Source organism: Faecalibacterium tardum (assembly GCF_040096515.1).
GTDB classification, from domain to species: Bacteria; Bacillota; Clostridia; order Oscillospirales; family Ruminococcaceae; genus Faecalibacterium; species Faecalibacterium tardum.
The window spans coordinates 1-12,258 of record NZ_JBBMEO010000003.1 but is presented as its reverse complement, the minus strand read 5'-3'; the positions used below and the strand labels follow the sequence as shown (position 1 = coordinate 12,258).

Below are 12,258 nucleotides of genomic sequence, written 5' to 3'. Positions count from 1 at the left end.
TTTCCTCCCTGTCTGCATTACAGGATGACGGAATGTCCGGTAAAGCCATAGATTGCCAGCGCCAGCACGCCGATATACACCAGCGTGATGGGCAGGCCGCGGAATGCCTTGGGGATAGCTTTGCTGCGCAGGCGGTGGCGTGCCTCGGTGACCAGCAGTACCGCCAGCACATAGCCAAGGCCGCTGCCAAGGCCAAAGCCAAGGCTTTCGCCAAGGGTAAAGCTCTGGGTGCGCGCCACCAGCACCGTGCCCAGCACGCCGCTGTTCAGCGCGGCCAGCGGCACGATGCGCAGCAGCTGGGCGCGGCGGGGCAGGCTGCGCAGCAGCCACAGCACCAGATGCTCTGCCAGACACACCACGGCAATGCTGGCGATATACACCAGCGGGCGCAGCTGGGCGCGGTTATCCAGCGGGGCGATGAACCGCCCAGCAACGAACGCCACCGGCGCCACCAGCACCTGCGTGATGCACAGCATCATGCCGAACAACGCGCTGCTGGTGCGGTCGTCCCCCACCAGCTGCACCATGCGGGACACGCCCAGTGCACGGGTAAAGACAGCGTTCTGTGCAAAAATAGCCAGCAGTGCATAGCTGAAAAACACTGCCGAACTGCTTACAACTTCCTTCACGGTTCGCGGTCCGCCTCCTTCTGGTAGTGCACGGTCAGGGTATCCCGCGCTTCCTTTTGCAGATATTCCTTGCGCTTTGCAGCGGCAGCGCGCCAGATGGCGCACAGGATGCCCAGCACGATAAAGCCGCCCGCCGGCATCTTAGCCAGCGGCAGCAGCGCCCAGCGCCCCACCGGGGCACCAAACACGGTGCCAAGGCTGAGCCACTCGCGCACGATGCCCACCACCAGCAGCAGCGCATAGCCCACGGTGATGCGCACGCCCTTGGAAACAGCCTTATGCACCGTCTCCTGCACGCGGCCGAAGCGGTAGGTCAAAAGCGGCTCCACCACCAGCATGGGCAGGTAGATACCAAGGTTCAAAAGGCCGGTGCCGAACGCAAAGTTCAAAATGGGATACGCCGCCAGATACACCACAGCGGCGCTGGCTGCGTACAAAAGTGCACGGGGCAGCAGCTTTTTTTGCAGCTGCTCCGGGGTGGGCTCCTCATCCCGCAGGGGCACAAGGCGGCTGAGCAGGCAGGCCAGCACGCGGGAGGGCACCAGCAGCAGCGCCACCGCCGCCGCCAGCGTCAGACTGTTCTGGCCGGTGGTAGCCACGACCACCAGCGGTGCCAGACCCATGCCCTGCATGACCACCGGGTTATTCAGGAACACGCGGTCGTGATGGGCAAACTTTTCGGGATCTTTTAAAATCAGCTCCGCAGTACGCTTTTTCATTCCGCAGCCTCCTTTCGTTCGGACGGCAGACGGTGCAGCAGACGGTACAGCCGCTCCTCGGTGCGGTCAATGAGCGCGGACACACTGTTGACGGCCAGCAGTGCAAAGCAGACGCCGGTCTCGTACACGCCAAAATAGCGGAAGCCCATGGTGGCGATGCCCACCAGTGCGCCGTACAGGATGCGCCCAAGCCGGTGATGCGCACAGGTGTATGGCTCGTTGAGCAGGAACACCGCGCAGAACAGCATTGCACCCGTGTGCAGCTCGTCCCGGATGCCCTGCAAGCGGGGCATCAGGCTGCTGAAGAGGGTGCTGTCTGCCAGACCCACCTGCCGCGGGAAGAAGAAAGCGATGAGCCCGCAGGTGATGAGAAAGCTCGCTGATGCGCCGATGTGCACGTCCTTCTGGGTCCACAGCACAAGGCCGCAGGCCAGAATGACCAGCGCTGCGCCGGTGCCCATGGGGGCGGCAAACTCGCCCAGCGCAACGGCGAGAGAGTTCAGGTTCAGGATACCGCCGCTGCGCAGGGTATCCTCAATGGTGCTGCTCACCGGCACGGCAGAGGCGTTCCACAGGGGCAGCGGCGTATAGGGCTGCGGGTAGCGCACCACCTGCTCCGGCCACGATACCGCCGCCACGGCGTAGCCCACGGCAGCGGGGTTAAAGGGGTAGCTGCCGTAGCCGCCAAAGACCTCCTTGCCGATGAGCACGCCCGCCAGCACTGCCACCACCAGCACATAGATGTCCACGGTGGCGGGCATGAGCAGGGCGATAATCAGGCTGAAGCTCTCGTTGGAGAGATCTTTATTGGTGTACACCCGATGGCGCAGCAGCGCCACCAGACGGTCGCACAGGTTGCCGGTAAGCAGGGCGATGCCGCACAGCAGCAGCGGACGTGCGCCGTAGAAATAGCAGGCCATGCACAGCAGCGGCACACACAGCCAGAAAACGTGCTCGTAGTACCGGCCGGTCTTTTGCAGCTGTCGTTCCTGCTCTTGGATCAAAGCTTCATCCATATACAGCCCTCCTTACAGGCTGGCCAGTGCGCCCACAGCCGCAGCGGGGTCGGCAGCGCCGAACACGGCACTGCCCGCCACCAGCACGTCGGCACCGGCTTCTACGCACAGGGGTGCGGTGGCGGCATCCACGCCGCCGTCCACCTCCAACAGGTAGGAAAGACCGCGTGCTTCCCGCTCTGCCTTGAGCCAGCGCAGCTTATCCAGCGCCGAGGGCATGAACTTTTGCCCGCCGAAGCCGGGCTCCACGCTCATCACCAGCACCAGATCCAGCTGCTCCAGCCACGGTGCCAGCGCCTCGGCCGGGGTACCGGGCTTGATGGTCAGACCCACCTTGCAGCCCAGCGCACGCACGGCGTCAATGGTGGCCTGAATATCATCTTCGCACTCCAGATGGAAGTTATACAGGGTCGCACCGGCCTTGATGAAGGGCTCGGCGTATTGCAGCGGGTGGCTGATCATCAGATGCACGTCGTAGAAGGCATCCGGCAGCGCCTTGTGCAGGCTTTTGAGCACCGGCACGCCAAAGCTGATGTTGGGCACAAAATGCCCGTCCATCACGTCGTAGTGCAGCATCTGTGCGCCGGCGTCCAGCACCATGCGGCAGTCTGCACCCAGCTTGCCAAAATCAGCAGAAAGAATCGAAGGACTTACGATGGCCATAATATTTCATTACGCTCCGTTATTTTTAGCAATTTTTATCCCATGCGTTGCGCGTTTTGCAGGGTTCTGCCGGGCAAAAAATACGCGGGCATGGTTATCTTTTAGTTTACATGAAAACGGCCAAAAAATCAAACCCGCAGCCGTTTTTTTCACCGAAAAGTCGTAAATGGCGCAAAAAGTCCATTGCGCGGCAGCATCTCCATGTGCCGCGCAGCTGCCGCCGAAGGCTTGCCATTTTGCAGCAGCTTTCTTTGAAGCAGGACGATTTGGAATGGCCTCCGCGTTGCTCTGGCCATATTCAGCGGAAAATAGATTTTTAATTCCGCGTTTGTCGCACTCTGCGGAGTGCTCCAAACGCATTTTCACAAGAGGGGGTCACAGCGGTAAGCAGAATTTTTATTCCAACAACGCCAAAGCAGCCAGACCACCCGGGCGGGGCAGTCTGGCTGCGGGGTCTTATTCTACCGGCTTCATGCTGGCGGGGTCCTCTACTGCGCCGGGCTGACCGGCGGCGTCCGGCAGGCGCTTCATGCCGCCGGGATTAGGGGAACAGGTGGGCAGGGTGAACACAAAGCGGCACCACTCGCCCTGCTGGCTCTCCACGCGGATCTGCCCGCCGGACAGATTGACCAGCACCTTGCAGATGTTCAGTCCAAGGCCGGAGCCACGGGCGTGCAGGCCGCGGGAGCGATCCTCCTTGTAGAACCGCTCGAACACATAGGGCAGCGCCTCCGGGCTGATGCCCTGCCCGGAGTTCCAGATGGAGATCTCGGCCTCGGGGCCAAGCTTTTCCACGCTGAAGCGGATGGTGCCGCCCGCCGGGGTGAACTTGATGGCGTTGTCCAGCAGGTTATACGCCACCTGATGGATCAGGTCGGGGTCTGCGTAGACCAGCACCTTTTCGTCCATGGTCAGGCCTTCCAGCTCGATCATGCCATCATTGATGCGCTGCTCTGCCGCCAGTGCCACGCCGGTCAGGGTCTCCCAGATGTTGAACATCCGGGCGTTCACCTGATACTCTCCGCTTTCCAGTTTGGAGAGATCCAGCATATTCTGGATGAGCCGCGCAAGGCGTCCAGTCTCCTCGCTGACCAGCTGCAAATAGTGGTTCTGCATCTCGGGCGGGATGGTGCCGTCCAGAATGCCGTCCACAAAGCCCTTGATGGTGGTCATGGGGGTGCGCAGCTCGTGGGCGATGTTGCCCATGAACTGCCCCCGGGAGTTATCATTGGACTGGATATTCTCCGCCATCTGGTTAAAGGTGCGGGCAAGGTCTGCCACCTCGCCATCGCCCTCCACGCCCTCCACGCGGACGGAGAGGTCGCCGCCGCCAAAGCGCTGGGCGGCATCGGTGACCTTTTGCAGCGGGTCGGTGAGCTGACGCATCAACAGGCGGGTCAGCACGCTGGCGCACAGCAGCATCACGCAGGCAGACATGAGAAAGTTGGACCAGAACTGCTGCTTGAAATCGGTGAGCTGCGCGCCGGAGGAGCACAAAAACAGCCAGCCGCTGAACAGGCTCTGGTCGTCGATGGTCTCCACCGCCGCGATATAGCTTTTTTCGGTCAGGGCGCCGCCCAAATCGCCGAAAGCATGGTAGTGCCGGGCGTCCGGGTCAGCCACTGCATTGGCGCGCTGGCAGATATCCAGCGGCACAGTGTCGGTGGTAAGCTTTGCCGGGTCGGAGGCAATGAGCACATTGCCCTGCCGGTCGGTGAAAAACAGATACGCCTCGGCGCTCTCGCCGATGATCTCCAGCTTGGTGTTCAGCGCGTCCAGCTCTGCGCCCTGTGGCATGGTCTCGCTGTTTACCAGATACTCTGCGGTGCGCTTGGCAACGTTTACCACCTGATCCAGCGTTTCGTAGCGATCCTTCGCAAAATAATTTTTGAACAGCAACCACTCCGAGCAGCCCATCAACACGATGCCCAGCACCATCAGGGTGGACACCATGGAGAAAAAGGCCGTGGAGATACTTTTACGCATTACTGACGCACCTCGAACTTATAGCCCACGCCCCAGACGGTTTTCAGCTCCCACTTATCAGAAGCCCCGGCCAGCTTTTCGCGCAGGCGCTTGACGTGGACGTCAATGGTGCGGCTGTCGCCGTAGTACTCAAAGCCCCACACCTCGTCCAGCAGCTGGTCGCGGGTGTACACGCGGTTGGGGTGGGAGGCCAGACAATTCAGCAGTTCCAGCTCCTTGGGGGGAGCTTCCACCACCTTGCCCTTGACCCGCAGCTCGTAGCTGTTCATATCCAGACGGAGGTTGTCGAACTCGATGACGCCCTCGGTGCTCTCGGCGGCAGCGGAGGTAGTCTGGCAGCGGCGCAGCACCGCCTTGATGCGGGCCACCACTTCCTTGGCGTCAAAGGGCTTTACCATGTAATCGTCTGCGCCAAGCTCCAAGCCCAGCACCTTGTCAAAGGTCTCGCCTTTGGCGGTAAGCATCATTACCGGGGTGTTGCCCGCCTTGCGGATGCGGCGGCAGACCTCAAGACCGTCCATGCGGGGCATCATCACGTCCAGCAGCACCATGTCCGGCTTGACCGCGTTGAACTTTTCCAGTCCTTCTTCGCCATCGTTGGCCACAGTGACCTGATAGCCCTCCTTGGTCAGGTACAGCCGCAGCAGCTCGCAGATGTTGGCATCGTCATCCACCACAAGGATCTTTTCGTTTGCCATAAGTTTTCCTCCCCTTTTATGCAGGTTTTTGCTGTATCTTCAGCCCTTCCGGGCGTTTTGACAGGCTCTTTCCTTTCTATTATACGGGACAGTTATGACAAAATAAAGAAGGAAGTGTAGTTTTTTTTCACATTTCTGCCTAGGGTACACCTTACGCAGCCGCGCTATCGGCAAGAAACGCTCACAATGAAACCTCCGAAATTTGATTTCTTGCCGATAAAATGGTATAATTGTTTTACTGGGAGGTGTTTTCATGAAGTACCATTCTGTCGCTGATACGGCAAAATTATGGAATATTTCAGAACGGACTGTCCGCAACTACTGTGCTACCGGCAAGATTCCGGGCGCAGTGCTTACCGGCAAGACGTGGAACATTCCACAGGATGCAAAGCGCCCGGCGCGCACCAACAAAAAGCCGGAAGTGCCCCGTACCCTGCTGGATGTTTTGCAGAACGAGATGACCGGGCAGGTCAAGGGCGGCATCTACCACAAAATCCAGATCGACCTGACCTATAACTCCAACCATATTGAGGGCAGCCGCCTGACCCATGACCAGACACGGTATATCTACGAAACCAACACCATCGGCATGGAGAACGGTGTTGTCAATGTGGATGATGTGGTCGAAACGGCCAATCACTTCAAGTGCATTGACCTTGTCATCCGGGAGGCGAAGAAACCCATCAGCGAAGCGCTTATTAAAAAGCTGCACCTTACCCTGAAAAGCGGCACCAGCGATTCCCGCAAAGACTGGTTTGCTGTCGGTGAATATAAAAAGCTCCCGAACGAGGTCGGCGGCAGAAGCACCACCGCACCGGAACTGGTTGCCCCACAGATGAAAGAGCTCTTATCTGCGTACAATCAAAATTCTGCCAAGTCGCTGGAAGACCTGCTGGAATTCCACTATGCCTTTGAATCCATCCATCCGTTTCAGGATGGAAATGGCCGTGTTGGGCGGCTTCTACTCTTCAAGGAGTGCCTGCGGAACAACATCGTGCCGTTTATTATCACGGATGACCTCAAGCTATTCTACTATCGGGGGCTACACGAGTGGAAAACCGAACGCGGGTATCTGCTGGACACCTGCCTGACCGCGCAGGATCAGTTCAAAGCCGTCCTAGATTATTTCAGGATTCCTTATTCAAGATAGCCCCGCCCCCTTGCGCTGGCGGGGTTCATCGCGTATAATGGTAGATGTATCGTTATGCCAAAAAACGTGTAAGGAGCGTATTTTATATGAAGTTAGGTATCGTCGGCCTGCCCAACGTGGGCAAGTCCACTCTGTTCAACGCCATCACCTCCACCAAAAACGCGGAGGCTGCAAACTATCCCTTCTGCACCATCGAGCCGAACTCCGGCATCGTGGCGGTGCCGGACAAGCGGCTGGACAAGCTGGCCGAGATCTGGCAGACCAACAAAAAAACCCCCGCCATCGTGGAGTTCGTGGACATTGCCGGTCTTGTGAAGGGCGCAAGTCAGGGCGCAGGCCTTGGCAACAAGTTCCTTGGCCATATCCGCGAGTGCGACGCCATTGTGCACGTTGTGCGCTGCTTTGACGATGACAACATCATCCATGTGGTGGAGGACGTGACCAAGGCCGAGGCCGTGGACCCCATTGCCGACATTGAAGCCATCGACTACGAGCTGATTCTCTCCGACCTTGAGGTGGTGCAGAACCGCGCAGGCCGCATGGCAAAGGCTGCCAAGAGCGGCAACAACAAGGGCGCTGCCGCCGAGGCCGCATGGCTGCAGCAGCTGGCCGACCATCTGAGCACCGGCAAGCCCGCCCGCAGCTTCGATTTTGACCCCGCCGACACCGAGCAGCAGACCGTTCTGCACGAGATGGGTCTGCTGAGCGCAAAGCCGGTGCTGTACGCCTGCAACGTGGGCGAGGACGACCTGATGGAAGGCATCGAGAACAACAAGTACGTCCCGCTGGTGGCTGCCCGCGCCAAGGAGGAGGGTGCCCGCTACATCCCCATCTGCGCCAAGACCGAGGAGGATATCGCGGATTACAGCCCCGAGGAAAAGAAGGCGTTCCTTGCCGAGATGGGCATCGAGGCCAGCGGTCTGGACAACCTGATCACCGCCAGCTACGACCTGCTGGGTCTGATCTCCTTCCTGACCGACGGCAAGAAGGAGTGCCGCGCATGGACCATCCGCAAGGGCACCAAGGCTCCGCAGGCTGCCGGTAAGATCCACAGCGACTTCGAGCGCGGCTTCATCCGCGCCAGTGTCATCGGCTATAACGATCTGGAAGCCAACAACTTCGACTACGCCGCCGTCAAGGCCAAGGGCCTGCAGCGCACCGAGGGCAAGGAGTATGTTGTGCACGATGGCGATGTCATCGAGTTCCTGTTTAATGTTTAAAGTCCTTCCCGTGAAAAGTGGAACCCGAAATGCCCGCGTTTGCGCAGCAATGAAAGCCCCAGTGGGGCTTTTAAGTGGCAGAGCGGTCTGCGTAAGCAGATGGAGGGGTTTTACCCCGACAAGCTCCGCAGGCGGTTCGGGTTCCTGAATTAAAAAGAATCATTCCTCTGAATATGGCCAAAGCGCACGCGGCGGCCATTTTTGATCGTAAAAGGAGCTTACCATGATCTTGGGTATTATGGGCGCTATGCCCGATGAAGTAGACCAGCTGTGTGCAAAGCTGGAAAATGTCACCGTTGAGCCCTACGGCGGCGTGGAGTACCACAAGGGTACGCTGGCCGGCAAGCAGGTGGTGGTGTGCTGCGCCGGTATGGGCAAGGCCAACGCCGCCGCTACCACGCAGGTGCTCATTACCAAGTTCGGCGCGGAGAAGATCATCTTCTCCGGCATTGCAGGCAACATGACCAGCAAGATCGGCATCGGGGATGTGGTCATCGGCAAAACGGTGCTGTACCACGACGCCCAGCTGGATATGATCTGCCAGAACCCGCCGTTCCTGAAGGAATACTCTGGCGACCCGGAACTGATCGCCGCTGCCGAAGCTGCCTGCGCCGAAGCCGGGGTAAAGGCACTGGTGGGCAAGATCGCCACCGGCGATTTGTTCGTGGGCGACAGCGAGACGAAGGCCGCCATTGAGGCCAAGTGCGCCCCGGACTGCGTGGAGATGGAGGGCGCGGCGGTAAGCCAGATCGCCGCCAAGAACGGCGTGCCCTGCGTCATTCTGCGCGCCATGAGCGACAACGCCGACGAGGACGGCCACGAAGTTCTGGTGGTGAAGAAGTTCAGCATCAGCGAGTATGTCGCCACCGCCACCAAGATCGTGGCAGCGATGGTGGAAAAGCTGTAAAAATCATAGAAATCAGCTTTTGCAGCTTGACCCGGAGCAAAAGCCTTCACCCCTTGGGGGGAAGGTGGCGCGTAGCGCCGGATGAGGGGTATTTAAGGCGGACTGCTGCTTGCCTGCGCCCTCATCAGTCACCTGCGGTGACAGCTTCCCCCGTCCGGGGGAAGCCATTATTCGAAAAATTGATTTCCATATGTAAAACAACAGCCAGACCGGCAGTGCCGGTCTGGCTGTTTTGCATTTATGTCAGTTTTTGGTCAGGTCTTTGGTATACAGGGCACGGGTGGCGTTGAGCACGGCAATGACCATCACGCCCACGTCTGCAAAGATAGCTGCCCACATTCCGGCAATACCCAGTGCACCCAGCAGCAGGCACAGCGCCTTGATGCCCAGCGCGAACACGATGTTCTGGTGCACGATGCGCAGGGTGCGGCGGGCGATGCGCATCGCCAGCGCGATCTTGGCAGGGTCGTCATCCATCAGCACCACGTCTGCCGCCTCGATGGCGGCGTCCGAGCCCAGCGCACCCATGGCGATGCCCACGTCTGCGCGGGACAGCACCGGTGCGTCGTTGATGCCGTCACCCACAAAGGCAAGGTTTTCTTTAGGCTGCTTTGCGGCAAGCAGCTTTTCGATCTGGTCTACCTTGTCGCCGGGCAAAAGACCGGCGTGGTACTCGTCCAGACCCAGCTGCTGCGCTACCGCCTGTGCCACCGGCTGTGCATCGCCGGTCAGCATGACCGTCTTGCGCACACCGGAGGCTTTCAGGGCGCGGATGGCATCGGCGCTGTGGGGTTTTACCACGTCCGCAATCAGCAGATAGCCCGCGTAGTTGCCCTCCACGGCAACGTGCACGATGGTGCCCACGCCCTCCACGGCGGGCACGGTGATGCCCAGCTTTTCCATCAGGCGGGCGTTACCGGCGGCAACGGTCTTGCCGTCCACCTTCGCGGTCACGCCATGACCGCCAAGCTCCTGCACGTCCGTGACCCGGGCGGCGTCGATGGGCTTGCCGTAGGCGGCTTTGATGCTCAGGGAGATGGGGTGCTTGGACCAGCTTTCCGCCAGCGCAGCGGCTTCCACCAGTGCGGTGTCGGTCACGCCCTCGGCGGGGTGGATGCCGGTGACCTTAAAGGTGCCCTGCGTCAGGGTGCCGGTCTTATCGAACACCACAACGCCGGTGTTGGCAAGCTCTTCCAGATAAGTAGAGCCTTTGATCAGGATGCCGCAGGCAGAAGCACCGCCGATGCCGCCGAAAAAGCTCAGCGGGATGGAGATGACCAGCGCGCACGGGCAGCTGATGACAAGGAAGGTCAGGGCGCGGTAGACCCAGTCGCCAAAGCGGGCGGGCTGTCCCATGAGCAGCAGCACCACCGGCGGCAGAAGCGCCAGCGCCAGTGCGCCGTAGCAGACAGCGGGGGTGTACACCCGGGCAAAGCGGGTGATAAAGTTTTCTGCCCGGGCTTTTTTCATGCTGGAATTTTCCACAAGGTCGAGAATCTTAGAGACAGTGGACTCGCCAAATTCCTTGGTGGTGCGCACCTTCAGCAGGCCGGTCATGTTCACGCAGCCGCTGATGACCTCGTCCCCGGCGTTCACGTCCCGGGGCAGGCTTTCGCCGGTCAGGGCGGCGGTGTTCAGGGCAGAAGCGCCCTCCACGATGACGCCATCGATAGGCACCCGCTCGCCGGGCTGCACCACGATGACGGTGCCCACCTCGACCTCATCGGGGTCCACCTGTTCCAGCTTGCCGTCCTCGCCCTCGATGTTGGCGTAGTCCGGGCGAATGTCCATCAGGCTGGCAATGCTCTGGCGGCTTTTGCCCACGGCAACGCTCTGGAACAGCTCGCCGATCTGGTAGAAGATGATAACGGCGCAGCCCTCCACATAGTCGCCCAGCGCAAACGCGCCCACGGTGGCCACTGCCATCAGAAAGCACTCGTCAAAGGGCTGACGGTTCTTGATACCCTTCAGCGCCTTGCGCAGCACGTCCCAGCCCACCACAAGGTAGGGGATGCAGTAGAGCGCCAGCTCCACCGGCATGGGCAAGGCGGGCAAAAGCTTGAGCACGATCACCAGCGCCACGGCGATCAGGATCCGCTCAAGGGTCTTTTTTTGTTTCTTGTTCATAAGCAACGCTCCTCATTTTGCGGTGCAGCGGATGAAAAACGGGTGGTTTTCCACAAGTTTTTCGGCAAAAAATGGGTATTCCACAGTTTTACCCGGGTTTTCCACACAGTTTTCCGGCAGAAAAGCACTTTTCCACGCTTCTTTTTTGTTTTCCTCACGAAATCTGTTGAAAACCCGGTGGAAATTGTTGAAAAGTAGCGGATTTTTCCACGGAAAAACTCCCCCAGTCCGTACCGACCGGGAGAGCTTTGCCGCACATCAGATATCAAAGATCTCGCAGTCGTCCTCTACCTTCTTGCAGGCAGACAGCACATTCTCCATGGTGGCGTGGGGGTCGGCACCCTCGGCAAACTCCACCTTCATCTTCTGGGTCATAAAGCTGACGGTCGCCTTTTCCACACCGGCTACGGTGTTGGCGGCATCCTCCATCTTCTGGGCGCAGTTGGCGCAGTCCACTTCGATCTTGTAGGTCTTTTTCATAATAAGTACCAGCCTTTCTTTTTGTGCGGGCGTGTGCCCGGTCATTCTTCGATATGGTCCATCCCCATGGAAAGGATGCTGCGCACATGGTCATCGTCCAGTGCGTAGAAAACAGTTTTGCCCTCCCGCCGGAAGCGCACAAGCTTGGAGTCTTTGAGCACCCGCAGCTGGTGGCTGACGGCAGACTGGCTCAGCTGCACGGCGTCCGCGATATCCTGCACGCAAAGTTCGCTGTCGTGCAAGGCGTACAGAATTTTGATGCGGGTGGAATCGCCGAACACGCGGAACAGGTCTGCCAGTTCGTACAGCACCTCATCGTCCGGCATCTCCACCGGCTGTTTTTCCTTTTCCGGCGCGGTCTGTTCTAGCCCGGTCATGCTGTCCTCTCCCTTCGTTTCGATATATGAGCATCTGTTCATGTGTTCATGATAACACGCAGACAGCCCCCTGTCAAGCAAAATCCGCAAAGTTTTTTACATCCCCGCAAAATTGCTGAAAATCGCCGTAAAACGCAAAAAAGATGCAAATTTAATTTGCAAATGGGGTGCGGGTTGGACAGGCAAAACGATTTGGAATGGCTTCCGCTTCTTCCGGGTTGCGGCACCCAGCATCCGCATCGTGCCTTGGGCGGCACGCGCGTCTTGCTGGCCGCTGCCCCAACAA

General features: G+C 59.3%; 14 protein-coding genes. 3 read left to right on the top strand and 11 right to left on the bottom strand.

Translation table 11 applies throughout. From position 1 onward, the window contains the following. Window positions 1-17: 17 nt before the first annotated feature. The 7 genes from WMO44_RS03550 to WMO44_RS03520 all read right to left on the bottom strand — a co-directional run bounded on the left by WMO44_RS03550 (window position 18) and on the right by WMO44_RS03520 (window position 5,711). A complete protein-coding gene (locus WMO44_RS03550; protein WP_097779367.1) occupies window positions 18-629 on the bottom strand; it encodes an Rnf-Nqr domain containing protein in 612 nt (203 codons plus the stop codon). Further along, a complete protein-coding gene (locus WMO44_RS03545) occupies window positions 626-1,348 on the bottom strand; it encodes an Rnf-Nqr domain containing protein (protein ID WP_349151762.1) in 723 nt (240 codons plus the stop codon). The genes WMO44_RS03550 and WMO44_RS03545 overlap by 4 nt, the downstream gene beginning before the upstream one ends. Beyond that, on the bottom strand, window positions 1,345-2,364 hold the full coding sequence (locus WMO44_RS03540) for an RnfABCDGE type electron transport complex subunit D (RefSeq protein ID WP_349151761.1): 1,020 nt from the start codon (window positions 2,362-2,364) through the stop codon (window positions 1,345-1,347). The genes WMO44_RS03545 and WMO44_RS03540 overlap by 4 nt, the downstream gene beginning before the upstream one ends. 12 nt (window positions 2,365-2,376) lie before the next feature. Then, entirely contained in the window at window positions 2,377-3,027 is a 651-nt protein-coding gene (rpe, locus tag WMO44_RS03535) for a ribulose-phosphate 3-epimerase (RefSeq protein WP_081028471.1), read from the bottom strand. A gap of 9 nt (window positions 3,028-3,036) precedes the next feature. Continuing rightward, entirely contained in the window at window positions 3,037-3,393 is a 357-nt protein-coding gene (locus WMO44_RS03530; RefSeq protein ID WP_154252169.1) for a hypothetical protein, read from the bottom strand. Between the two features lie 90 nt (window positions 3,394-3,483). Further along, a complete protein-coding gene (locus WMO44_RS03525; protein ID WP_349151760.1) occupies window positions 3,484-5,013 on the bottom strand; it encodes a HAMP domain-containing sensor histidine kinase in 1,530 nt (509 codons plus the stop codon). Continuing rightward, entirely contained in the window at window positions 5,013-5,711 is a 699-nt protein-coding gene (locus tag WMO44_RS03520) for a response regulator transcription factor (protein ID WP_005921458.1), read from the bottom strand. The genes WMO44_RS03525 and WMO44_RS03520 overlap by 1 nt, the downstream gene beginning before the upstream one ends. Before the next feature lie 253 nt (window positions 5,712-5,964). Between WMO44_RS03520 and WMO44_RS03515 the strand changes: the two genes are divergently transcribed. The 3 genes from WMO44_RS03515 (at window position 5,965) to WMO44_RS03505 (ending at window position 8,988) form a co-directional block, all read left to right on the top strand. Continuing rightward, a complete protein-coding gene (locus WMO44_RS03515; RefSeq protein WP_349151759.1) occupies window positions 5,965-6,861 on the top strand; it encodes a Fic family protein in 897 nt (298 codons plus the stop codon). A gap of 86 nt (window positions 6,862-6,947) precedes the next feature. Next, window positions 6,948-8,081 (top strand): redox-regulated ATPase YchF, encoded by a 1,134-nt coding sequence (gene ychF / locus WMO44_RS03510; protein ID WP_349151758.1) that lies wholly within the window; start codon window positions 6,948-6,950, stop codon window positions 8,079-8,081. 223 nt (window positions 8,082-8,304) lie between these two features. After that, on the top strand, window positions 8,305-8,988 hold the full coding sequence (locus WMO44_RS03505) for a 5'-methylthioadenosine/adenosylhomocysteine nucleosidase (protein WP_117949508.1): 684 nt from the start codon (window positions 8,305-8,307) through the stop codon (window positions 8,986-8,988). 243 nt (window positions 8,989-9,231) lie between these two features. Here WMO44_RS03505 and WMO44_RS03500 read toward each other — a convergent pair whose 3' ends face one another. From WMO44_RS03500 to WMO44_RS03485, 4 genes are all read right to left on the bottom strand, one after another. After that, on the bottom strand, window positions 9,232-11,115 hold the full coding sequence (locus tag WMO44_RS03500) for a heavy metal translocating P-type ATPase (protein WP_349151757.1): 1,884 nt from the start codon (window positions 11,113-11,115) through the stop codon (window positions 9,232-9,234). A gap of 258 nt (window positions 11,116-11,373) precedes the next feature. Beyond that, window positions 11,374-11,595 (bottom strand): cation transporter, encoded by a 222-nt coding sequence (locus WMO44_RS03495; RefSeq protein WP_015537588.1) that lies wholly within the window; start codon window positions 11,593-11,595, stop codon window positions 11,374-11,376. A 41-nt stretch (window positions 11,596-11,636) separates the two neighbouring features. Then, window positions 11,637-11,972, bottom strand: coding sequence for an ArsR/SmtB family transcription factor (locus WMO44_RS03490; protein WP_055186601.1), 336 nt, complete (start codon window positions 11,970-11,972; stop codon window positions 11,637-11,639). Window positions 11,973-12,068: 96 nt separating this feature from the next. Next, window positions 12,069-12,258, bottom strand: a 190-nt coding sequence (locus WMO44_RS03485; RefSeq protein ID WP_349151756.1) for a hypothetical protein, incomplete at its 5' end; no start/stop codon positions are given.

What these genes read in the sequence shown, in the direction of transcription:
- WMO44_RS03520 (WP_005921458.1), bottom strand. Translation starts at nt 5,711, where the DNA reads ATGGCAAACGAAAAGATCCTTGTGGTGGATGACGATGCCAACATCTGC.
- WMO44_RS03540 (WP_349151761.1), bottom strand. Translation starts at nt 2,364, where the DNA reads ATGGATGAAGCTTTGATCCAAGAGCAGGAACGACAGCTGCAAAAGACC.
- WMO44_RS03500 (WP_349151757.1), bottom strand. Translation starts at nt 11,115, where the DNA reads ATGAACAAGAAACAAAAAAAGACCCTTGAGCGGATCCTGATCGCCGTG.
- WMO44_RS03525 (WP_349151760.1), bottom strand. Translation starts at nt 5,013, where the DNA reads ATGCGTAAAAGTATCTCCACGGCCTTTTTCTCCATGGTGTCCACCCTG.
- ychF (WP_349151758.1), top strand. Translation starts at nt 6,948, where the DNA reads ATGAAGTTAGGTATCGTCGGCCTGCCCAACGTGGGCAAGTCCACTCTG.
- WMO44_RS03515 (WP_349151759.1), top strand. Translation starts at nt 5,965, where the DNA reads ATGAAGTACCATTCTGTCGCTGATACGGCAAAATTATGGAATATTTCA.
- WMO44_RS03545 (WP_349151762.1), bottom strand. Translation starts at nt 1,348, where the DNA reads ATGAAAAAGCGTACTGCGGAGCTGATTTTAAAAGATCCCGAAAAGTTT.
- WMO44_RS03490 (WP_055186601.1), bottom strand. Translation starts at nt 11,972, where the DNA reads ATGACCGGGCTAGAACAGACCGCGCCGGAAAAGGAAAAACAGCCGGTG.
- rpe (WP_081028471.1), bottom strand. Translation starts at nt 3,027, where the DNA reads ATGGCCATCGTAAGTCCTTCGATTCTTTCTGCTGATTTTGGCAAGCTG.
- WMO44_RS03505 (WP_117949508.1), top strand. Translation starts at nt 8,305, where the DNA reads ATGATCTTGGGTATTATGGGCGCTATGCCCGATGAAGTAGACCAGCTG.
- WMO44_RS03495 (WP_015537588.1), bottom strand. Translation starts at nt 11,595, where the DNA reads ATGAAAAAGACCTACAAGATCGAAGTGGACTGCGCCAACTGCGCCCAG.